At 71.4% G+C, this 21,204-nt stretch carries 23 protein-coding genes; 12 read left to right on the top strand and 11 right to left on the bottom strand.

From position 1 onward, the window contains the following. Window positions 1–12 precede the first annotated feature (12 nt). On the bottom strand, window positions 13–2,625 hold the full coding sequence (locus tag AB0M11_RS24425; RefSeq protein WP_365708860.1) for a bifunctional FO biosynthesis protein CofGH: 2,613 nt from the start codon (window positions 2,623–2,625) through the stop codon (window positions 13–15). A 420-nt stretch (window positions 2,626–3,045) separates the two neighbouring features. Between AB0M11_RS24425 and AB0M11_RS24420 the strand changes: the two genes are divergently transcribed. Then, window positions 3,046–4,728: a peptidoglycan-binding protein gene (locus AB0M11_RS24420; RefSeq protein WP_365708858.1), complete on the top strand. Its 1,683-nt coding sequence runs from the start codon at window positions 3,046–3,048 to the stop codon at window positions 4,726–4,728. Between the two features lie 292 nt (window positions 4,729–5,020). On the opposite strand, the gene AB0M11_RS24415 is transcribed toward AB0M11_RS24420, so the two are convergent. Beyond that, the gene (locus tag AB0M11_RS24415) at window positions 5,021–5,866 is read right to left on the bottom strand and encodes an LLM class F420-dependent oxidoreductase (protein WP_365708856.1); all 846 of its coding nucleotides are present in this window, start codon (window positions 5,864–5,866) and stop codon (window positions 5,021–5,023) included. A gap of 153 nt (window positions 5,867–6,019) precedes the next feature. Between AB0M11_RS24415 and AB0M11_RS24410 the strand changes: the two genes are divergently transcribed. Beyond that, window positions 6,020–7,522, top strand: a complete 1,503-nt coding sequence (locus tag AB0M11_RS24410; RefSeq protein ID WP_365708854.1) for a CehA/McbA family metallohydrolase — start codon at window positions 6,020–6,022, stop codon at window positions 7,520–7,522. A gap of 3 nt (window positions 7,523–7,525) precedes the next feature. Here AB0M11_RS24410 and AB0M11_RS24405 read toward each other — a convergent pair whose 3' ends face one another. Both AB0M11_RS24405 and AB0M11_RS24400 read right to left on the bottom strand, forming a co-directional pair. Next, a complete protein-coding gene (locus AB0M11_RS24405) occupies window positions 7,526–8,377 on the bottom strand; it encodes a helix-turn-helix transcriptional regulator (protein WP_365708852.1) in 852 nt (283 codons plus the stop codon). A gap of 15 nt (window positions 8,378–8,392) precedes the next feature. Then, window positions 8,393–9,148: a DUF6879 family protein gene (locus AB0M11_RS24400; RefSeq protein ID WP_365708850.1), complete on the bottom strand. Its 756-nt coding sequence runs from the start codon at window positions 9,146–9,148 to the stop codon at window positions 8,393–8,395. Between the two features lie 178 nt (window positions 9,149–9,326). On the opposite strand from AB0M11_RS24400, the gene AB0M11_RS24395 reads away from it, so the two are divergent. The 3 genes from AB0M11_RS24395 (at window position 9,327) to AB0M11_RS24385 (ending at window position 10,922) form a co-directional block, all read left to right on the top strand. After that, the gene (locus AB0M11_RS24395) at window positions 9,327–9,629 is read left to right on the top strand and encodes a hypothetical protein (protein ID WP_365708912.1); all 303 of its coding nucleotides are present in this window, start codon (window positions 9,327–9,329) and stop codon (window positions 9,627–9,629) included. Between the two features lie 62 nt (window positions 9,630–9,691). Continuing rightward, entirely contained in the window at window positions 9,692–10,192 is a 501-nt protein-coding gene (locus tag AB0M11_RS24390) for a hypothetical protein (RefSeq protein WP_365708848.1), read from the top strand. Between the two features lie 73 nt (window positions 10,193–10,265). Next, on the top strand, window positions 10,266–10,922 hold the full coding sequence (locus AB0M11_RS24385; protein ID WP_365708846.1) for a class I SAM-dependent methyltransferase: 657 nt from the start codon (window positions 10,266–10,268) through the stop codon (window positions 10,920–10,922). A gap of 65 nt (window positions 10,923–10,987) precedes the next feature. On the opposite strand, the gene AB0M11_RS24380 is transcribed toward AB0M11_RS24385, so the two are convergent. Beyond that, a complete protein-coding gene (locus tag AB0M11_RS24380; protein WP_365708844.1) occupies window positions 10,988–11,614 on the bottom strand; it encodes a hypothetical protein in 627 nt (208 codons plus the stop codon). Window positions 11,615–11,682: 68 nt separating this feature from the next. Here AB0M11_RS24380 and AB0M11_RS24375 point away from each other — a divergent pair, with 68 nt between their 5' ends. Next, window positions 11,683–12,267, top strand: a complete 585-nt coding sequence (locus AB0M11_RS24375) for a 3'-5' exonuclease (RefSeq protein WP_365708842.1) — start codon at window positions 11,683–11,685, stop codon at window positions 12,265–12,267. Between the two features lie 59 nt (window positions 12,268–12,326). Here AB0M11_RS24375 and AB0M11_RS24370 read toward each other — a convergent pair whose 3' ends face one another. From AB0M11_RS24370 to AB0M11_RS24360, 3 genes are read right to left on the bottom strand one after another with little or no spacing between them, the layout of a single operon-like run. Next, window positions 12,327–12,593 (bottom strand): hypothetical protein, encoded by a 267-nt coding sequence (locus AB0M11_RS24370; protein WP_365708840.1) that lies wholly within the window; start codon window positions 12,591–12,593, stop codon window positions 12,327–12,329. Window positions 12,594–12,604: 11 nt separating this feature from the next. After that, complete coding sequence (locus tag AB0M11_RS24365) at window positions 12,605–12,880, bottom strand: hypothetical protein (protein ID WP_365708838.1); 276 nt, start codon at window positions 12,878–12,880, stop codon at window positions 12,605–12,607. A gap of 50 nt (window positions 12,881–12,930) precedes the next feature. Next, a complete protein-coding gene (locus AB0M11_RS24360; protein WP_365708836.1) occupies window positions 12,931–13,371 on the bottom strand; it encodes an ATP-binding protein in 441 nt (146 codons plus the stop codon). 202 nt (window positions 13,372–13,573) lie between these two features. Here AB0M11_RS24360 and AB0M11_RS24355 point away from each other — a divergent pair, with 202 nt between their 5' ends. The 6 genes from AB0M11_RS24355 (at window position 13,574) to AB0M11_RS24330 (ending at window position 17,119) form a co-directional block, all read left to right on the top strand. Then, window positions 13,574–14,425: a helix-turn-helix transcriptional regulator gene (locus AB0M11_RS24355; RefSeq protein WP_365708834.1), complete on the top strand. Its 852-nt coding sequence runs from the start codon at window positions 13,574–13,576 to the stop codon at window positions 14,423–14,425. Between the two features lie 10 nt (window positions 14,426–14,435). Further along, window positions 14,436–14,681, top strand: coding sequence for a DUF397 domain-containing protein (locus tag AB0M11_RS24350; RefSeq protein ID WP_365708832.1), 246 nt, complete (start codon window positions 14,436–14,438; stop codon window positions 14,679–14,681). A gap of 205 nt (window positions 14,682–14,886) precedes the next feature. Further along, on the top strand, window positions 14,887–15,660 hold the full coding sequence (locus tag AB0M11_RS24345; RefSeq protein ID WP_365708830.1) for a hypothetical protein: 774 nt from the start codon (window positions 14,887–14,889) through the stop codon (window positions 15,658–15,660). A 5-nt stretch (window positions 15,661–15,665) separates the two neighbouring features. Further along, window positions 15,666–16,220 carry a hypothetical protein gene (locus tag AB0M11_RS24340; RefSeq protein WP_365708828.1) on the top strand — a complete coding sequence of 185 codons (555 nt, stop codon included), beginning with the start codon at window positions 15,666–15,668 and terminating at the stop codon, window positions 16,218–16,220. A 53-nt stretch (window positions 16,221–16,273) separates the two neighbouring features. Continuing rightward, entirely contained in the window at window positions 16,274–16,660 is a 387-nt protein-coding gene (locus tag AB0M11_RS24335; RefSeq protein WP_365708826.1) for a nitroreductase/quinone reductase family protein, read from the top strand. A gap of 81 nt (window positions 16,661–16,741) precedes the next feature. Then, complete coding sequence (locus AB0M11_RS24330) at window positions 16,742–17,119, top strand: nuclear transport factor 2 family protein (protein ID WP_365708824.1); 378 nt, start codon at window positions 16,742–16,744, stop codon at window positions 17,117–17,119. 96 nt (window positions 17,120–17,215) lie between these two features. Here AB0M11_RS24330 and AB0M11_RS24325 read toward each other — a convergent pair whose 3' ends face one another. The 3 genes from AB0M11_RS24325 to AB0M11_RS24315 form a co-directional block, all read right to left on the bottom strand. Next, window positions 17,216–17,770, bottom strand: a complete 555-nt coding sequence (locus AB0M11_RS24325; protein WP_365708822.1) for a DUF3455 domain-containing protein — start codon at window positions 17,768–17,770, stop codon at window positions 17,216–17,218. Between the two features lie 198 nt (window positions 17,771–17,968). Continuing rightward, window positions 17,969–19,438 (bottom strand): aldehyde dehydrogenase family protein, encoded by a 1,470-nt coding sequence (locus AB0M11_RS24320; RefSeq protein WP_365708820.1) that lies wholly within the window; start codon window positions 19,436–19,438, stop codon window positions 17,969–17,971. Continuing rightward, on the bottom strand, window positions 19,435–21,165 hold the full coding sequence (locus AB0M11_RS24315) for a D-aminoacylase (protein ID WP_365708817.1): 1,731 nt from the start codon (window positions 21,163–21,165) through the stop codon (window positions 19,435–19,437). The genes AB0M11_RS24320 and AB0M11_RS24315 overlap by 4 nt, the downstream gene beginning before the upstream one ends. Window positions 21,166–21,204 lie beyond the last annotated feature (39 nt).

The following is a 21,204-nucleotide window of genomic DNA, read 5'->3' as shown; positions in this document are numbered from 1 at the left end:
CACCCCGACGGCTCAGTCCAGCACCGGCAGCAGCTCCGGCAGGTGCCCGTCGGACGCCTCCGCCGCCCGCTGCCGCTCCGCGGAGACCGGCCCGTACAGCGTCGTGCGCGGCTTCGCCGGCCGCCCGGCGGCCTCGGCCACGGCGACCAGGTCGCGGACCGACTTGTACGAGCCGTACGACGACCCCGCCATCCGGGAGATCGTCTCCTCCATCAGCGTGCCGCCCAGGTCGTTCGCCCCCGAGCGGAGCATCTCCGCCGCACCCTCCGTGCCCAGTTTCACCCAGCTCGTCTGGATGTTCGGGATGTACGGGTGCAGGAGGAGGCGGGCCATCGCCGTCACCGCCCGGTTGTCGCGCATCGTCGGACCCGGACGGGAGATGCCCGCCAGGTAGACGGGCGCGTTGGTGTGGATGAAGGGCAGCGTCACGAACTCCGTGAAGCCGCCGGTGCGCTGCTGGATGCCGGCCAGCGTGCGCAGGTGGCCCAGCCAGTGCCGGGGCTGGTCGACGTGGCCGTACATCATGGTGGACGAGGAGCGGATGCCCAGCTCGTGCGCGGTGGTGACCACCTCGATCCAGGTGGCCGCGGGCAGCTTGCCCTTGGTCAGCACCCACCGCACCTCGTCGTCCAGGATCTCGGCGGCCGTCCCGGGGATGGTGTCGAGGCCCGCCTCCTTCGCCGCGGTCAGCCACTCGCGGACCGACAGGCCGGTGCGGGTGGCGCCGTTGACCACCTCCATCGGCGAGAAGGCGTGCACGTGCATGCCAGGGACGCGCTCCTTGACCGCCTTCGCGAGGTCGAAGTAGGCCGTGCCCGGCAGGTCGGGGTGGATGCCGCCCTGCATGCAGACCTCGACCGCGCCGACCTCCCACGCCTGCTGCGCCCGGTCGGCGACCTGCTCCAGGGAGAGGGTGTACGCGTCCGCGTCGGTGCGGCGCTGCGCGAAGGCGCAGAACCGGCAGCCGGTGTAGCAGACGTTGGTGAAGTTGATGTTGCGGGTGACGATGTAGGTGACGTCGTCCCCGACCGCCGACTTCCGTACGTCGTCGGCGATCCGGGTCAGCGCGTCCAGCGCCGGGCCGTCCGCGTGGAAGAGGGCCAGGGCCTCCGTGTCCGTCAGCCGCGTGGGATCGTCGGCGGCGGTGGCCAGGGCCTGGCGCACGTCCGCGTCGATGCGCTCGGGCGCCATCCCGGGCGCGGCCGCCTCGCGCAGCGCGCCCCAGTCGCCGTACACCTCGTCGAAGTCGTCCCGCCGGTCGGTCGTCCGGCCCTCGGTGTCGATCGCGCTGTGCAGGTCGGTACGGCCGGAGGCGACGAAGACCTCCTCCGGCTCCTGCCAGGGGTGCCCCTCGACCACCGCGTCCGGCACCGCCAGGCCCGTGGCCGGGTCGGCCAGTGCGGCCACGTGCGGGCGCAGCCGCGGATCCAGCCAGGGCTCGCCCCGGCGGACGAACTCCGGGTAGACGCAGAGCCGTTCCCGCAGCTCGAAGCCCGCGGCCGCCGACTTCGCCGCCAGTTCCTCGATCTGCGGCCACGGACGCTCGGGGTTGACGTGGTCGATGGTGAGCGGCGACACCCCGCCCCAGTCGTCGATGCCGGCCGCGATCAGCCGCTCGTACTCGCTGTCCACCAGGTTCGGCGGCGCCTGGATGTTGCCGGCCGGCCCCATCACCAGCCGGGCCACCGCCACGGCCGCGACCAGTTCGTCCAGCTCGGCGTCCGGCATGCCGCGCATCGCCGTGTCCGGCTTGGCGCGGAAGTTCTGGATGATCAGTTCCTGGACGCCGTGGTACGACCGGGCCACGCGCCGCAGCGCGAAGAGCGACTCGGCCCGCTCCTCGTACGTCTCGCCGATGCCGATCAGGATCCCCGAGGTGAACGGCACGGAGGAACGGCCCGCGTCCTCCAGGACCCGCAGCCGTACGGCCGGCTCCTTGTCCGGGGAGCCGTGGTGGGGGCCGCCGGGCTCGGACCACAGCCGGGTCGCGGTGGTCTCCAGCATCATCCCCATGCTCGGCGCGACCGGCTTGAGCCGCTGGAAGTCCGTCCAGGACAACACACCGGGGTTGAGATGGGGCAGCAGACCGGTCTCCTCCAGGATCCGGACGGAGATGGCGCGGACGTAGGCGATCGTGTCGTCGTAACCGTGCGCGTCGAGCCACTCGCGCGCCTCCGGCCAGCGGTCCTCCGGCTTGTCACCGAGGGTGATCAGGGCTTCCTTGCAGCCGAGGGCCGCGCCCTTGCGGGCGACGTCGAGGACCTCGTCCGGCGACATGAACATCCCGTGCCCGGCCCGGCGGAGCTTGCCGGGGACGGTGACGAACGTGCAGTAGTGGCACTTGTCGCGGCACAGGCGGGTGAGGGGGATGAAGACGCTCTTCGAGTAGGTGATGACGCCGGGTCGGCCCGCCGCTTCGAGGCCCGCGTCCCGGACCCGGGCGGCGGAGGCGGCGAGGTCGGTCAGGGCCTCGCCGCGCGCCTGGAGAAGCACGGCGGCCTCGGCGACGTCGAGGGCGACGCCGTCCCGGGCGCGTTTGAGGGCGCGACGCATGGAGTTCTCGGTGGGGCCGGTACCGCCGGGGCGGTCGGTGGGGCCGGTTCCGGGAGTCGCGGAAGTCGTCATTGTTCGAGCATACGTAGGGGGTCCACGGGGTCAGGGGGGCCGGGGGTCCGGGGGGCCGGGGGCCCGGGGGCCCGGGGGGCCGGGTCAGGGGGGCCGGGTCAGGGGGGCCGGGGGTCAGGGGGTCTGCACCTCTGCGGCACCTGCCGCGGGACCGCCCCGCCCCGCGCGGCGTGGGGCGGGGCGGTAGCACCGCGGGGCGCGCCGCCCGAGCACCGCGGGGCGCGCCGCCCGAGCACCGCGGGGCGCGCCGCCCGAGCACCGCGGGGCGCGTCCCAGGAGCGTCCCAGCGGCGGCCGGGCGTCGCAGGTGGGCGCCGCGACGGCGTCCCAGTCTCCCCCGGCTGCCGATGCTCCTTCTCCGGGCGGTCCGCCGTCCGTAGCGTCCGCCTGCCGACGTGCAGAGTCGAACGAAGGGCGAGTCATGAAGCGAGTCACGGAGAACGTCACGCAGAGAGCCGGGGCGAACGGCCCGTCCGGTGTGCGCACCGCCACCGCACCCGTCCGGCATCGCGGCGCCATGACCGGGAGACCCGGCTGGAGAGCCAGAGCCGGCGTCTTCGCCGCCACCACCGCGCTCCTGTCGGCGGGCAGCCTGCTCGGTGCCGTTCCGGCGTCGGCCGCGCCCGCGGCGATCAGACTGACCTCCTCGGCCTGCCCGGCGAACATCGTGCAGGGCCAGAAGAGCGGCTGTGTCACCGAGCTGCAGAACCTGCTCAACGCCCACGGTGCCGGCCTGACGGTGGACGGCGACTTCGGGGCGAACACCCTCTACGCGGTCCGCCAGTACCAGGCCTCCGTGGCGATCGCCGTGGACGGTCAGGTGGGCCCGCAGACCAAGGCCAAGCTGTACGCGACCGGCGGCTCGGCGCCGTCGCCGATCAACCTCAACTCCGCGTCGTGCCCGGCGAACATCGTCAAGGGCGACAAGGGCGGCTGCGTCACCGAACTGCAGCGGCTGCTCCGCCACTTCGGCTACTCGATCGACGTGGACGGCGATTTCGGCTCCGCGACGGACAGCGCGGTCCGGGACTTCCAGGCCTCCAACGGCCTGTCGGTCGACGGCCAGGTCGGCACGAACACCAAGCGGGAGCTCTACGACACCGACGAGTCGCCGTCCACCGCCCTCGACCTGCGCTCGGCGTCCTGCCCCTCGAACATCGTGGAGGGGCAGAGCGGCGGTTGCGTCGCGACGCTCCAGGCGCTGCTCAACGGCAAGGGCCAGCACCTGGACGTGGACGGGCAGTTCGGCCCCCAGACGCTGGCCGCGGTGAAGTCGTTCCAGTCGTCCGCGGGCCTGTCCGTGGACGGTGAGGTAGGGCCCAACACCAAGACCGCCCTGTACTCCAACATCAGCGCGGGTGGCGGCAACGGCGCCCCGGCGCCGATCAACCTGACCTCCTCCTCCTGCCCGAGCAACATCGTGCAGGGCCAGAAGAGCGGCTGTGTCACCGAGCTGCAGAGCCTGCTCAACCACCACGGGGCCGACCTCGCCGTCGACGGCGACTTCGGGCCGCTGACGGCGAGCGCGGTGCGGGACTTCCAGGCCGAGAAGGGGCTGTCGGTCGACGGGGAGGTGGGGCCGAACACCAAGGCGGCGCTGTACGGCGCGGTCACCGGGCCGTCCTCGCCCGCTCCCGGCGGCGGGTACAGCAAGATCCTCGACGTGGCGCAGGCCGAGGTCGGCACCGTCGAGGGCAGCGCGCGGGCGAACAGCTACGGATCCGCCGTCGGCCTGTCGATGTCCACCAGCAACTACGCCTGGTGCGCGACGTTCGTGAGCTGGGTGGCCAAGCAGACCGGGGCCAGCTCCTACCGCAACACCTACGTCTCGGGCTGGGTCAAGCAGGCGCGGGCCGGCAACTACCACCTCTCGGTGACGAACGACCCGCAGCCGGGCGACATCGTGGCCTTCGACTGGAACGGGGGCAACGACTACACCGGCGGCCACGAGCACATCGGCATCGTCCGCACGGTGAGCGGCGGCGCCGGCTTCACCACCGTCGAGGGCAACACCAGCAACCCCAACGGCGGTTCGGACGGCGTCTACGTCAAGAACCGCAGCACGAACAGCGGCTACGACGTGCTGTTCATCCGGGTCCGCTGACCGGGCACCGGGCACCCCACGTCACGCCGAGCCGGTCCCCCGAGCGGGGCCGGCTCGGCGGCCGTCGGCACCGGCGGGTCACCGGCCGGGCAGCCGTCGGCTCAGCCGCCCGGCGACCCAGAGGCCGGAGGCGCGGGGGCCCAGAGGCCGGAGGCCCAGAGGCCGGAGGCCAGGGGCCCGAAGGCCCGAAGGCCCGAAGGCGCGGGGGCCGGAGGCCCGAAGGCGCGGGGGCCGGAAGCCCCCGGGGGCCCGGAAGCCGGGGGCCCGGAAGCCAGGCGGCCTGGGGGCGCGCTCAGAGGAACTGGGCGCACGCGTCCAGCGCCTCCAGCACCTCCCGCTCCCCCGCCGGCGGCAACTGCACCACGACCTCCTCGATGCCCAGTTCCGCGTAGTGCGCCAGTTTCCCCGGCGTCGGATACACGGCGTACGGCACCACCTGGAGCGCGGCCGCGTCCCGCCCCGCGTCCTCCCACACCCCCCGCAGCACCGGCAGCGACTCCGTCAGCCCGCGTCCGCCGATCGGCAGCCAGCCGTCCGCGTACTCCGCGATGTGCGCGAACAGCTTCGGTCCCGCCGCCCCGCCGACCAGCGTGCGCGGCCCGACCACCGGACCGCGCGGCTTCTGCACCGGCTTGGGGTAGGCGGACGACGCGCGCACGCTCCCGAACTCCCCCTCGTAGGCGGTCGGTTCCGCCGCCCACAGCGCCCGCATCAGGGCCATCCGGTCCCGGGTCAGCTCCCGCCGCGTCCGCCACGTCACGCCGTGGTCCGCGGCCTCCTCCACGTTCCAGCCGAAGCCGACGCCGAGGGTGAAACGGCCGCCGGAGAGGTGGTCGAGGGTGGCGATCTGCTTGGCGAGGTCGATCGGGTCGTGCTGGCCGACCAGGGTGATGCCGGTGCCGAGGCCGAGGCGCTCGGTGACGGCGGCGGCCTGGCCGAGGGCGACGAAGGGGTCGAGGGTGCGGCCGTACTCGCGGGGCAGGTCGCCGCCCGCCGGGTAGGGGGTGGTCCGCTCGACGGGGATGTGCGTGTGCTCGGGCAGGTACAGCCCGGCGAACCCGCGTGCCTCCAGCTCACGGGCGAGCCGGACGGGGGCGATGGTCTCGTCGGTGAGGAAGATCGTGACGGCTATGCGCATGCCCCATCTGTACCGGGGGCGGCTCGATCTGTCCATACCGACTGGTCGGCATCACACCTCCGTCTTTCACAGAGCCATGCACATGACCTACGGACGCCTGTGGATTCCCTGCCCTTCCAAGGGAGTTCACATCGAGAGGGGAGAGTCACCGGCATGTGTGAGGAGACGCACGGCATCGGCAGACGCGCGCTGTTCGTGACGGGCGCGGCGGCAGCCCTTACGTTGGGACGCGTGAGCTTCGCAGCGGCGGACGGTCAGGACCAGGAAACCCGGACCGTGAGCGGCACCCTGGCGCCCGGCTGCCCGGACTTCGTGTACGTACCGGTGGACGTGCCCGCCGGCGTACGCGAGATCAAGGTCGCCTACACCTACGACAGACCGAGTGTGCCGGCCGGCACCACGGGCAACGCGCTCGACATCGGCCTCTTCGACCAGCACGGCACCGAGCTGGGCGGCAAGGGCTTCCGGGGCTGGTCCGGCGGGGCCCGCACGGAGTTCTTCGTCCGCGCCGACGACGCCACCCCCGGCTACATCCCCGGCCCGGTCCGCCCCGGCACCTGGTTCGTCGCCCTCGGCCCCTACACGGTGGCCCCGCAAGGCCTGTCGTACGAGCTGACGATCACCCTCACCTACGGCGAACCCGGCACCCCCGCCCACCCGGTGTACCCGCCCTCCCGGGCCAAGGGCCGCGGCCGGGACTGGTACCGCGGCGACTGCCACCTGCACTCCTGGTACTCCGACGGCCGCCGCACTCCTGCCGAGATCGCGGCCCTGGCCCGTGCCGCCGGCCTGGACTTCATCAACTCCTCGGACCACAACACGCACTCCTCGCACCCGCACTGGGCGGACCAGGCCGGCGACGACCTGCTGATCATGCTCGGTGAGGAGATCACGACGCGCAACGGCCACGTGGTCGCCCTCGGCACCGACCCGGGCACCTTCGTCGACTGGCGCTACCGGGCCCGGGACAACCGCTTCGGCCACTTCGCCCAGCAGATCCACAAGGCCGGCGGCCTCGTCGTACCGGCGCATCCGCACGCCACGTGCGTGGGCTGCGCCTGGAAGTTCGGTTTCGGTGAGGCCGACGCCGTCGAGGTCTGGAACGGCCCGTACACCCCGGACGACGAGGTCGCCCTCGCCGCCTGGGACGCGACGCTCGTCGCCTCGGTACGGAACGACCGGCGGTGGCTGCCGGGCATGGGCAACAGCGACGCCCACCGCGACCCGGACGCCGTCGGCTCGCCCCAGACCGTCGTCCTCGCCGACGACCTGTCCCGCGAGGCGATCCAGGCGGGTCTGCGCGCGGGCCGCTCCTACATCGCCGAGTCGAAGAACGTGACGCTGAGCTTCACGGCGACGGGCGGGCGCGGCGAACGCGCGGGCATCGGCGAACGCCTCGCCGTGGCCGCCGACACCCCGGTGACCGTCCGCCTGGAGGCCTCCGGCGTCCCCCGCTGCACGGTCCGCCTCATCACCGACGAGGGCGTCCTGCTCACCACCGACCCCCTCCCGGTGACCGGCTCGGGCACGGTCGAATGGCAGACCACCCCCTCCTACGCCGCCTACGTCCGCGCCGAGATCCGCCACGAAACAGCAGCGGGCCCGGTCCCCGGCGCCCTGGCGGCCCTGACGAACCCGATCTTCCTGGGGCGGTGACCTTCAGGACGCGTTCAGGGCACGGCGGGCGGCGCTGATGAGCTTGTGGGCACCGGTGCCGTAGACGGCGGACTCGCGCAGGGTCTTCCAGGTGCGAAGGTAGAGGGCGAGGGTGTCGGAGTCGTCGAGCCAGAGTTCGGCGTGCCAGGTCTCGGTGACGACCTCACGATCGTCGTATATCCAGAAACCATGCCCCGGCGGAACCTTCAGGGGCGCCCCGAGCGGCACGATGCCCAGCTCGACGGTGTCCATACCGATCACGCCTGCCAGACGGTCGAGCTGGGCCGCGAGGACCGAGGGCGAACAGATCAGGGAGCGCAGCACGGGCTCCCAGAGCAGGATGTGATAGCTCCGGCCCCCGGCGTACAGCAGTTCCTGCCGCTTGACGCGCGAACGTACGGCGGCCTCGATGTCGCGCGGGGACTGGTGGAGATCGGCGAAGCGGGTGAGGACGGCACGGGCGTAGTCGGGGGTCTGCAGAATGCCGACGATCCACGAGGACTCCCAGGCCCGCAGCACCTTCGAGCCGGCCTGCGCCTCGTTGTGGGCGTCCTGTACGGGCTTGTGTCCGGCGACCAGCTGCCGCCGCCACGAACGGATGTGTGACTCGAATCCCGCCAGCCGGGCGCGCAGTTCCTCGTACGCGGCGGGCCGACCGCAAGCCTCGGCCCACTGCTTGAGGTCCTCGGGAGTGGCGGTCTGCCTGCCCAGCTCCAGCTTGGAGACCTTGGAGCCCGGCCAGCCGAGCTTTCCGGCCAGGGCGGTCCCGGTGAGACGGCCGTCAGCAGCCGAGAACCGCAGCTCCCTCAGGCGTGCCCCAAGGGCTTCGCGGGCCTTCTGGTAGTCCGTGCTCACCGGGCCACACCTGCTCTACGCCTCCTTCGCGGCCAGGTCCGCCGCGAACTGCTTGTACGGGACCGCGTAGTGCCACGCGATGTCCCGCAGTCGGTTGTACTGGTTCACGGCCGCCGGTTCCGTGATCAGCTCTGCGCCCGTGAGGTGGTCATCTTCATCGAAGACGAGGAGGGCGACGAGGTGCGCGTCGAAGATCCAGAAATCCTCGTCGGGCAGGTGGACCCGCTGGGCGTCCTCCCGCCACATGGTGCGCACGTCCTCCCCCAACGCCGCGTTCTTGTCGCCGTGGGCGAGCAGATACAGCTGACCGGTGGTCGGCGGACTGTCGACGATCCGGACCCGCCCCACGTAGGCACCGTCATCGGTCTTCGCACGGATCGTGCGGCTCCATTCGGTGTCGAGGTCCCAGGTGGGGGTCTCGCCCCGGACGAACTGAGCGTACGTGTCGGTGAATTCGTCGGAAGCGTAGCGCTTCCGCATCTCCAGGTGCCACGCACTGTGCTGGAACCTCTCGAAGAGCTTGCCGAACTGGTCCAGACCGATGATCCGCGGCCTCGGGTCACGCTCCTTCGGGCCGAAGTCGACCAGGGTGTTGCGCGGGACCACGATCGGGATCTCATCCGTACCCAGGTGCTGGAGCCGTGCGATGGCCTCGGGATCGGTGAGGCGTGGCCCGTGCACGATGATCTCGCCCGAGTCGAGGTCTTCGTGCACAGCAGGGCAGCCGCCCTCGCCGCTTCCTGTGCCGTTGAAGCGCAGTCGTCGGGTCATGACCTGCGTCCCTTCCGTGGTGACCTGACCGATCACCACAGCATCGCCGGGCCCGGGGGCCGGGACCATAGAGTCCAGCCGCCTTTGCGAGAAAACCCGAGCCAAACAATCAACAAGGTGAGAAAAAGCGAGAAAACCGCGTAGTGCCGACGAACTGCCCAGCTCTAGCGTCCGTTTCATGGCACCGAAGAACGTGCAGGACGCCACCGACACTGAGGCGGCGGTCGATGCGCTCAAAACCGCCCTGAACAGAGAAGAGCCAACCGCCGGCTCCCTGGTCGTCGACACCGCCCGCGACCTGCTCGGCTACGTGATGGGCCATGAAGGCCCCTACGTCCAGCTGCGCCCGGTGGCCGGTGGTCGGGAATGGGACGCCGATCCCGCTCAGGTCCGGCGGGCCACAGACGAAGAGCGACTGAGAGCAGTGACCGACCGCACCCGCGCCATGAACTCGTTCAGCAGCGGCGGCATCTTCCGGTGACCGGGCCGACCGAGGATGACCGCCAGGCACGACCCCTCTCCGAAGGATCGAAGGAGTAGTCGATGACCGTCACGCTCGACCGATCTGCCAGCACCCGCACCCGGGACCCGAAAGAACTCCTCAACGCCGCCCAGCCCCACATCAAGCACCTGACGATCAACGTGCTGACCGGCGGCATGACCCTCTGGGATCGTGAGGTCTCCCTGCTGCTCCGCGATCACACGATGGTCCGCGACATGGCCGAGCGCATTCTCGGCAATGCCGTCATGTACACCATCGGCTGCATGGAGCACCCGGAGGTCCACCTCGGTGTGGGCAAGCTCGTCGACATCGGCGTCCACCAGCTCATCCTCGACACACCGGTGTGGTGGGCCCTCTGTGACGTGTACAACGAGGGCCGCTTCAAGCATCACGCCCCGTTCATCGAGCGCCGACGCGACGGCCTGTGCCTGCGCACGGCGGACTTCCTGAAGTCCATCGGCTTCGAGGTCGACGACGAGCTGTGGGCGATCGACGGCACGGACTGCTCACCGTGCGACAACAAGGTTCCCGACAGCCACTGAACGGTTCTACGCTGGGCCCCTGTCCTCGGTCTCCGGCGGACACGGGCCCAGCCTTTTCGACGAAGGACCTGCATTGCCCGCACAACACGACATCGCCGCCGAGACGGAGCTGTGGGACACCTTCGCCGCTTCCGCTTTCAAGGACGACGCGGAGCCGGGCTTCTGCTGGACCCAGTACGCCGGTCACGGGCCCGGCCCCGAACTGCTCGGCAACCCGCGTGCCGTCCTGGAGATCGGGTGCGGCACCGGCCGGGCCCTCGCCCACCTCGCCCAGCGTGGGATCTCCGCTCGCGGTGTCGACCTGTCTCCCGTCATGGTCGAGAAGATCACCACCAAGTGGGGCCGTACAGGGGCGGAGTTCGTGTGTTCCGAGGTGCTGGAGTACCTGAGCGCACACGAGGACACGTACGACGCCGTCTACTCGATCTTCGGAGCGGCCTGGTTCACCGATCCGGGTCGCCTCTTCCCGCTCGTCCGCCGGCGGCTCAACCCGGGTGGCGTCTTCGTCTTCTCACAGCCTCCGGCCATCCCTGGGGCGTACGGGCCGCAGGGCATGTACAAGGGGGGCTTCGCAGGCAGAGCGATGTTCACCTACCGCTACAGCTACCGTCCGGCCGTCTGGGAGCGCCTGCTCACCCGGGCCGGATTCGCCACGGCCCACGCAGAGGTCCTTGACGCGCCTCACTCTGGCCACATCGGGACCCTTTTGGTCCGCGCTGTCGCGAGGTGAACCATGGTCGCCCCCAGGGACTGTCGCGCGAGCCGACGGCAGCGACACTTCCCGCCGCGAAGCGCTCAGCGGCGGCCGCCGCCCTGTCCGCGCTCGGTGCGCCGCAACTCGCGCCGCAGCTCGCGCCGCCGCTTCCCCGGCAGGGTGGCGGCCAACTCCCCCACCGGCGCGACGTCGTGACTGACGCCGTCCCGGCCGCCCCGGCACCACCACACCGGCGGCCCGCCCGCGTCCGTCGCGCCCGGGTACCAGTCACCGGAGGTCCCCGCGGGACGTGCGTGCATGCCGAGCTTGTGCTCCCCGCAGAGCGGCCAGACCTGCCAGAGCAGCTCCACCACGGTCTCCTGTGCCGCGTCCGCGACCACGGTCAGCACCGTCGCCTCGTCGTCCGGCTCCAGCGGGTCCCCCTCCTGGGGGTCGTACGCGTTCACCTGGTTGCCCTGCCAGCGGCCGTCCGGCATCGCCACGTGGACCCGCCCCCGGTCGACCTCGCCCGGCGCAGGGGTCTGCCAGGGCGGGTCGACCATCAGGATCAGCGGCTCCTGCCCCGGCACCGTCGCCGTCAGATCACGGTTGACCACCGCGAGCGCGGCCTCCAGCTTCGGCCACTCACCGGGCTCGGCCGGCCTGGGCTGCGGACGCCGCGGCCGGTCGTTGCCAGGACCGATGCGGTAATAATAAAAGTAGCTCACCGGGGCATCGTGTCATCCGCGCGGAAACTCAGGTGCCTGGGCCTCCGCACCTCCTTACCCTTCCCTTCATGGACAGCACCGGGCCCGCGGGGCTCGTCAACGTCGTGGACGTCGAGGCGACCTGCTGGGCCGGTTCCCCGCCGCCCGGCGAGGTCAGCGAGATCATCGAGGTCGGGCTGACCGTCGTCGACCTGGCGGCCGGTGAGCGGCTGGCCCGGCACCGGATCCTGGTGCGGCCCGCCCGGTCCGCGGTCAGCGCGTTCTGCACGGAGCTGACCGGCCTCACCCAGCACGAGGTCGACAGGGGAGTCAGCTTCGCCGAGGCGTGCCGGCTGCTGGCGGCCGAGCACCACGCGGGCGCCCGCCCCTGGGCCAGCTGGGGCGACTACGACCGCCACCAGTTCACCCGGCAGTGCCAGGCGACCCGGACGCCCTATCCCTTCAACCGCCGCCACACCAACGCCAAGGCCGCCTTCACCGAGGCGTACGGCCTGCGCAAGCGCCCCGGCATGGCCCAGGCCCTGGAGATCGCCGGGCTGCCCCTCGAAGGCCGCCACCACCGGGGCGAGGACGACGCCTGGAACATCGCGTCCCTGGTCCTTCTCCTCTCCGCACGCGGCCACTGGCCGACTCCGGTAGAACATCTCGCCTGACAGAAGGCCCGGCCAGGAGTTCGCCCCTGGCCGTTGAACGACAAGCTGAGAGAAAGGGCTCAGTCCACGACTTGCGGATCACGGAAGTAGTACACGACGGTCACGCCCATGCCCGGAGTGTGCGTGTACACGACCGTGATCGCCTCTGCGGAGTCGCGGGCCAGCGGAGTGGTGTACGTGTACTCCACGGACGGAGGCCGCCACCCGGGGATCTCGCGGCCTACCGCCGGATCCAGGGCGATGGCGGCGAGCGCCTCGCGGACCACTTCCCGCTCCCCCTCCGTCAGGTCACCGAACGCCTTCCTCGCGGGCTCGGCCTCTTCCAAAGGGACTTCCTTCACCCGCCGCCGCCTTCGGCTCGCGCGTCTTCCAGGGCCGTCATGATCTCGGCCGAGTTCCTGATCAGCACCCTGTGCCGATAGGCCCGCACCACCGCCGCGGCACCGGCGAAGTCGTTGGTCGGAGAAGCTCCTACGGCAGTGGCCAGCTCCACTTCGAAGCGCTCGCGATCGCCCGGGAAGCCGTAGCGGCTGAGCGCGCTGCGCAGGTCGTCCACGGTCCGGATCTCCGGGAGGGGCATCGCTCCCCAGCCGTGCTCGGGCTGTGCGCTCATGATCAGCTCCTGAGGGACGGACATCGCTCCAGCTCCCAGTATGGCCCTGGTCACCACGCCGCCGCCCCGGCTCCGCACTCCGCCCACAGCAGCTTGCCGCCCTTCGACGTGCCCAGTTCACGGAGTACCGACGCGCCCCACCTGTCCGCGCAGGCCCGTACCAGGGGCAGGCCGCGGCCGTGCTCGGCGTCGGGCGGGGGCGGCGGGGCGGGGGCGGTCGAGAAGCCGGGCGGGAGATGGGGGTCCGTGTCCCATACGGTCACGCGGAGGCGGCCGTGGTCGGCCGCGCGGAGCCGGAGGGCGTACGGCCCCTTCGTGTGGCAGTGCGCGTTGGCCAGCAGTTCCGCCGCCACGAGCTCCGCGGTGGGGGTCAGCTCGGGCATCCCGTGCCCGGCGAGGATCAGTCTCAGGGCGCCCCGGGCGATACGCGGTGCGCGCGGATCGTGCGGAAGGTGCAGGGTGTACGCCCAGGACGGGGATACGGTGGCCAAGGGGAAGTCTCCGGTCCGTGAGGGGAGTTCGACGGGTGCCTGGTGTCTGTGCCGCGGCGTCCCACGGTGCGCTTCCAGGCGTGGCGCCTGAGACCGACGATAGGGCTCCGCAAATGACATTTGCGGGTCATGGGGATACTTCGCCCCGCTTTCCCTCGCGTGAGTGATCCGCCACCGGAACAGACGTTCAGGAGAAGCACACATGCCCGCAAGACCGCCGCTCACGTCCCGCCGTGTCCGCGTCGCCGTCGAGCTGCGCAAGATGCGCGAACGCGCGGGTATGACGGCCACCGAGGCGGCTCGGGCGCTCGGCATGGGCCAGGGCCAGCTCAGCAACGTGGAGTCGGGCCGGTTCGGGGTGAGCGCCGAGCGCATCCGGGCCCTGGCTGGCATCTACTCGTGCCCGGACCAGGCGTTCGTCGAAGCCCTCGTCGACCTGGCCACCGACAGGACGCTCGGCTGGTGGGAGACCTACCGCGAGGTACTGCCGTCAGGGTTCCTCGACCTTGCGGAGCTGGAGCACCACGCCATCGCCGTACGGACCGCGTACACCTCCCACATGCCGGGCCTGCTCCAGACCGCCGAACACGCGCGTGAGATCTTCCAGCACGTCATCCCCGCACCCACCCCGCCCGAGGTCGAGCACCGCGTCTCGCACCGCGTCAAACGGCAGGGGGTGCTGTACGGCGCCGACCCCACGCCGTACCGCACGACCGTGCACGAGGCCGCCCTGCACATGCGCGTCGGCGGCCGGAACGTGGCCCGCGCCCAGTTGCAGCATCTGCTCGACATGAGCGAGCTGGAGCACATCACCATCCGCGTGCTCCCGTTCGACGTCGGCGCGTTCCCCGGCTCGGGCCAGTCCATCAACTACCTGTACGGCCCGGTCCCGCAGCTCGACACCGCACAGCTCGACCAGTTCCACGGCCCGGTCCTGCTCGATGCCGAGGCCCTGCTGGACAAGTACCGGAACCTGCTCGACGTGGTCGAGGACATCGCCCTCAGCACCACGAAGTCCCGGGATCTGATCCACTCGATCGCCAAGTCCCTGTGAAGGAGCCGACATGACCTCGCACCGCTGGCAGAAGTCGTCCTACTGCCAGGAAGGCGACGCCTGCGTCCACATATCCACCGCCCCCGGCTCCCCCGCCCTCGTCCGCATAGCCGACGCCGATCCGCCCCGGAGCGTCCTCACCGTCGGCGCCACGGCGTTCACCGCGCTGCTCGACCTGGTCAAGTCCGCGATGCGCAGTGAGCCGGCGGGCTCCTCACATGCACGACCGACCGTTCAAGGTGTCGAGCTGCCATAGCAAGGGAATCGTACGGGCGCGCAACGGTTCACCCTGGTCGCACGAGGTCGGTTAGGAGCCCTGTGACGTGATGTCGGCGAGACCGAGACCCGCAGGCAGTACGACCAACCGCTCCTTGCGTCGGCGGCGCTCGACGGCCCAGCGCTCGGGGGGCACCACGCGTCCCCGGGCAAGTCGGTTACGGGTCTGGGGCACCGCCACCGTGGTGTCGGCCCTGGCGGGCGCCGTCGGTGCCGTCGTCAGCGACCTGGCCACCACAGCCGAGCACGGAGCCACCGACGCCATCTACCGCAGTGTGTACGGGAACAGCGGGGATTCGGCGGCGAAGATCGGTCCCGAGCTCGCACTGGGCTACGACCAGGGCATGGGCTGTGACGGAGAGGGATGGGTTTTCCCGTTCCCCGCTTCCCGGGCCACGGTCCACCCGCAGCAGGGAACGCGCCACGACGGGCACACCTGGGACGAGGATCCGGCGGCGTTCGGGGCGGTGACGGCGGACCCGGTCGTGCTCAACGTCTGGGCGACGGGGCAAGTCGACCACGCGGTGCTGCTGACTGCTCTGAAGTTCCATGTGAAGAGCCGAAGACCACCGCTCAAGGGCGTGGTGCAGAACTATTTCTCGGGATGCGGGGGCGGGGGCACCTACCGGTACGGCGAGGTCGACCTCGGCTCGGCGGCGCCCTACTGGGTTCCAAGCGCCCGGTTGCCGAAGGACGTCCGGGCCGACGCGATCGAGTTTCCCTACAAGGTGACGGCGGACGACCCCGAGCCCCTGATGATCACGGTGCTGACGACCGGATGCGACTGCACCTGGTACGCGGAACTGGACTGGGTGGACGGCACGCACACCGGTCATACCCTGATCAAAGACCACGGCAGGGACTTCCGCACGACCTCATCTGCGGGGCTGACCAGCCTCAACTGGCCGAACACGACAAGCAGCCCAGGTGTCTCCCACGTTCCTACGGCGTCAAGGTGACGTCGATGACGATCACCTCCGACCGCGGCTCACGCCCCTGGCTCCTCGCCCTGTTCTGCGTGTCGGTGACCGCGGCCGTCTTCGTCGGCATGCGCCTGCTGTTGTCCGCGCCGAATCCGCCGACCGCGTCCCCTGCCCCCTCCTCGTTGTCACCTGCTCCGACGTCGGCTTCTCCGACATCACCCGCTCCGGCCGTACGGCGACACTTCAGATTCGTCGGGACCTGGGAACGACACACCGCCTCGCTCGACATCAGACCCGACCACAGCTTCACCATCACAACGGAGGACTACCACCAGTGCTCGTCGAGCTCCACCGCCTGCCCCGCGAAAACACCCGGCGCGACCGTGACCGGCACGCTGACCCGTATCTCCGGCACCAGCGCGACCGGGCGCATCACGCGCACCAACAACCCGAAACGAATCCCGGTGGGCACCGTCTCGATGCGGTATGACAAGGCTCATGATGCGATCGTCGTAGACGGCATCGGCGACTACTACGGCCCCGCCGAACCCTTCTGCGGTGAGTACGTCAACCCGCCGGGCTGGTGCGGGGCGTAGGCATCCGCCGCAGAAAGCAGTAGCCGAGCAGAGCAGACAGGCCGAGGAGCAGCATGTCCGACCGCAGATTCCGGATCACCACCGCCTTTCAGCGGCACGTCGCGAACCCGTTGACCCGGCTCATGCCCTTCCAGACGCTGCTGGAGACCACCGGGCGGGTCTCCGGGCAGGCCCGGCGGACGCCGTTGGGCGGGCGGCGGGTCGGGGACTCGTTCTGGCTGGTGTCGGAGTTCGGGACGAAGTCCCAGTACGTGCGGAACATCCAGGCCGATCCGCGGGTGCGGGTGCGGATCGGCGGGCGGTGGCACCACGGCACCGCCCACCTGCTCCCCGACGACGACCCGGTCGCCCGCCTGCGCACCCTGCCCAAGGGCAACAGCGCCGCGGTGAAGGCGCTGGGCACACAGCTGCTGACGGTCCGGGTCGATCTCACGGACTAGGGCCGTGGCCGGGACGGTGCACCGTGACCGGAAGGCGGATCGTGGGACGAGCGCACGCGAAACGGCTGGTATTACTGGGGCATGCAGGAAGAGACCGCACGCTCCGCGATCGACACGTTCATCGCCGCGTTCAACGCCTCGGACGACAGCTATGTGACTGCCCTGCTCTCCCAGGCCCTCACCTCCGACGTGGTCTTCTGGGGGCCGCTCGGCCGCAGCGAGGGAATCGCGGCGGTCGAGCGGTTCGTGCTGGACATCCGGCGCCACCCGGCGGGGACCGGCAGGATGGTGCGCTGCTCAGGGGTGGACATGCCGGACGAGTGGGCCCGGTACCAGTGGGTCTTCACCACGCCTGACGGAGGCCCCCGGCTGACCGGAACGGACGTCGTCCACCTGCGGCGGAGCCTCATCGACCAGATCATCGTCTTCGCGGGGGAGATCGAGCCGTCCGCCTCCTGAGCCATCTCCACCGGGCGGCTCACCCGGCGCGCGCACCGGAGGAGTTTCTTCGAACTCGCCCGGTGCGCGGCGGTCACCCTGCTGCCGTGAGGACGTTCAGCTGGCGGCCTTGTAGAACGCGTACGTCGCCGCGTACGGCACCGAGATCTGGTCCGTGCCGGTGCAGGCGGCGGACGGGGCCACGCCGCCCTCCGTGTCCAGGCGCTGGACGTAGGTGACGCCCTCGAACGTGCCGGCGCCGCGGGTGGCCGTGGCCTTCAGGAGGAGTTCGGGGACGGCGCCGTCCTTGGGCGAGCTGGCGATCGCCGAGGCGTTGACCGCGCTGCCGTCGACGGTGGACACCCAGACCGGGCCACGGGAGTGCAGGGCGACCGGGCGGTGGGCGCGGTCCCGCTTGTCGGAGAGGGTGGCGGCCGGCTCCAGGAGCTTCCAGGCACCGTCGGTGCAGGTGTAGGTCTGCACGCCGTGCGCGGCGTACACGCCGGTCAGCCTGTTGCCGTCGGGCACCGCGAGCGCGGCGGGAGCGTGCACGGCGGGGAGGTGGGCGGGCTTCGCGGAGTAGGCCTGGACGGCGGTCGTGCCCAGCACCGTGGCGGCCGCGGTGGCGGCGACGGCCGTGGTGGTCAGGGCGATCTTCTTGGCGAGCTTCATGGAGTGGGCTCCAAGGATGTCGTGCGTGTTCCGGGAAGGGAGCGCGGCCGGACGTCGAGGACTCGGAAACCGGCCGTCTCCCTTGTCGAGTCCGGACGTTACGGTTCCGCCACCCGCTCCGGGGCCGGTTTCACGATCTCTGCCCGCACGGGACACCTCGCCGCCCCAAGGGGCAGGCGGAAGGCCCCTGTTGTCACCTCAGCCGGGCCAGACGATCGCCTGCACCTCGCTGTAGGCGTGCAGGGCGTAGGAGCCCACGTCCCGGCCGACCCCGCTCTTCTTGAAGCCCCCGAACGGCGCCTCCATGTTCCGGCCCACCGTGTTGATCCCGACGCCGCCCGCCCGCAGCCGCCGGGCCACCCGGAAGGCACGGGCCACGTCCCCGGACCAGACGTAGTCGATGAGGCCGAATTCGGAGTCGTTGGCGAGGGCGACGCCCTCCTCCTCGTCGTCGAAGGGGACGACGGAGACGACGGGGCCGAAGATCTCCTCCCGCGCCACCCGCATGTCGTTCGTGCAGTCGGCGAGAAGGGTGGGGGCGACGTAGAACCCCCGTTCCAGAGGCGGGCGTTCGCCGCCGGTCACCACCGTCGCCCCTTCCTTGCGGCCGAGTTCGACGTACGACTCGACGCGCGAGCGGTGTGCGGCGCTGATCACCGGGCCGACCACCGTGCCGGGGGCGGCCGGGTCGCCGACCGTCAACCGGCCCGCGTAGGCGGCGAGTTCGGTGACCAGGCGGTCGTAGAGGCCGCGCTGCACCAGCACCCGTGTGGGCGCGGTGCAGATCTGCCCGCTGTAGAAGGAGAAGGTGGTGCCGATGCCCGCCACCGCCGAGCCGACGTCCGCGTCCTCGAAGACGACCGCCGCGCCCTTGCCGCCCAGCTCCATCAACTGCCGTTTCATGTCGCGCCCGCACACCTCGGCGATGCGCTGCCCGACGGCCGTGGACCCGGTGAAGCTCACCATGTCGACGTCGGGAGAGGCCACGGCCGCCTCACCGACACCGGTCGACCGGCCGGAGACGACGTTCACCACCCCGGCCGGCGCCCCCGCCGCCTCCAGGGCCTCCGCCATCCGGTACACGGAGAGCGGGTCCTGTGGCGCGGGTTTCACCACCACGGTGTTGCCCATCGCCAGGGCGGGCGCGATCTTGCCCGCCGGGTTGGCCCAGGGGTTGTTGTACGAGGTGATGCAGCTGACCACGCCGACCGGCTGGCGCACGGCGAGCGCGCCCATCACCCCGGCCCTCCCCATCGGCCCGGCCTCGTTGATCTGCGGCGGGATCGCCCACTCGGCCGGTTCCACGGTGGCGTACCGGCGGAACCGGGCCGCGGCCACCCCGACCTGCATCGCGCGGGCGGTGCCGGTGGTCGCGCCGGTCTCGGCGCGGGCGAGGTCCGCGTACGCGCCGAGCCGCCCGCGGATGAGGTCGGCGGCCCGGCCGAGCACCGCCGCCCGCTCCCCCGCCGGCGTCCGCGACCAGCCGTCCAGGGCCTCCCGGGCGGCCGCGCAGGCGGCCAGCACCTGGTCGCGGGAGGCCTCGGGGGCCCGGCCCACGGTCTCCTCGGTCGCCGGGTCGACGACCTCGTAGTACCCCTCGTCGGGCACCACCCACCGGCCCCCGACGAACAGCCGCTGCCCGGCCGCCGCGTCGCCCGCCTCGCTCACCGGGTGCTCACCGTCCTGGTGTCCCGCCCGGACCGCAGCACCTTCCCCGGTACGGCCCCGCTCACCACGTCGTCGCGGATGGCCTCGACGCCGTTGACCCAGACCGCCCGCACGCCGATCGCCTTCGCGTCCAGGCGCGGGCTGTCTCCCGGCAGGTCGTGCACCAGGGTGGCCTGGCCGGCGGCGATCCGCTCCGGGTCGAAGAGCACCAGGTCGGCATGGAAGCCCTCCGCGATCCGCCCCCGTTCCCGCAGCCCGAAGAGCCGGGCGGGGTCGTCGGTGAGCATCTTCACGGCCTGTTCCAGGCCGACCAGCTTGCGGCCGCGCAGGCAGTCCCCGATGAAGCGGGTGGTGTACGGCGCCCCGCACATCCGGTCCAGGTGCGCCCCCGCGTCGGACCCGCCGAGCAGGACGTCCTCGTGCTGCCAGGTCTCGGCGCGCAGCGCCCAGGAGGCCGGGTCGTTGTCGGTGGGCATGGGCCACAGGACGGTGCGGAGGTCGTCGGCGGCGCAGATCTCGACCAGGGTGTGGAAGGGGTCCTGACCCCGCTCCTGTGCTATGTCACGCACCACCCGGCCGGACAGTCCGGCGTTCGCCTCGCTGTACGTGTCCCCGATCACGTACCGCCCGAAGTTCGCGAGCCGCCGGAAGACCCCGGCCTCCTTGGACCGGGCGCGCGCCAGCATCTCGGCCCGTACGTCCGGATCGCGCAGCTTCTCGATCCGCTCCGGTACCGGCAGCCCGAGGATCGGCCCCCACCCGGGGATCAGGTTCAGCGCGCAGAAGGTCCCCAGCGACATGTTCATGGGCGTGAGGATGGGCATGGTCAGCGCCACGACCCTGCCGCCCGCCTTCCGGGCCCGCTCACTGGCCTGCAGCTGCCGGGGCACCCGCTCGGGCACGGCGGCGTCCACGGTCAGCACGTTCCAGTTCAGGGGGCGTCCGGCCACCGCGCTCATCTCGGCGAACAGCTCGATCTCGGCGTCGCTGAACTGGTCGAGGCACCCGGCCACGATCGCCTCGATCTGCGTCCCCTCGTGCTCCCCCACGGCCCGCGACAGGGCCAGCAGCTCGGCGGGGAGCGCGTGCCGGGACGCGACCGGCCGCCCGTCCCCGTCGGAGTGCGTGCTGGACTGGGTGGTGGAGAACCCCCACGCCCCCGCGTCCATGGCCTCGTGCAGCAGCCGCACGATCTCCGTGAGCTGCGCCTCGCTCGGCTGCCCGCCGACCGCGTCCGGCCCCATCACGTACCGGCGCAGCGCGCAGTGCCCCACCATGAACCCGGCGTTGACGGCGATCCGTCCTTCGAGCGCGTCCAGGTACTCCCCGAACGAGCTCCAGTTCCAGGGCGCCCCCTCCTCCAGGGCGACCAGGGACATGCCCTCGACCTTGGACATCATGCGCCGCGTGTAGTCGGCGTCCTCGGGACGCCCCGGGTGCAGCGGCGCGAGCGTGAACCCGCAGTTGCCGGCGGCGACCGTCGTCACCCCGTGGTTGAGGGAGGGGGTGGCGTACGGGTCCCAGAAGAGCTGCGCGTCGTAGTGCGTGTGCGGATCGACGAACCCGGGGGCGAGCACGAGCCCGCCGGCGTCCTCGCTGGTACGGGATTCCTCGGTGACGGTGCCGATGACGGCGATCCGGCCGTCGCGTATCCCGACGTCGGCGGTGCAGGCGGGCGCGCCGGTCCCGTCGACGACGGTCGCGCCCTTGATGACATGATCAAGCATGGGGCTCCCTTTCAGCTGAGGGGACTCGTCCCACCCAAA

Origin of the sequence: Streptomyces sp. NPDC051987, assembly GCF_040680735.1 — a bacterium.
In the GTDB taxonomy this organism is placed as follows: Bacteria; Actinomycetota; Actinomycetes; order Streptomycetales; family Streptomycetaceae; genus Streptomyces.
This window is presented reverse-complemented; position numbering and strand designations above follow the sequence as displayed.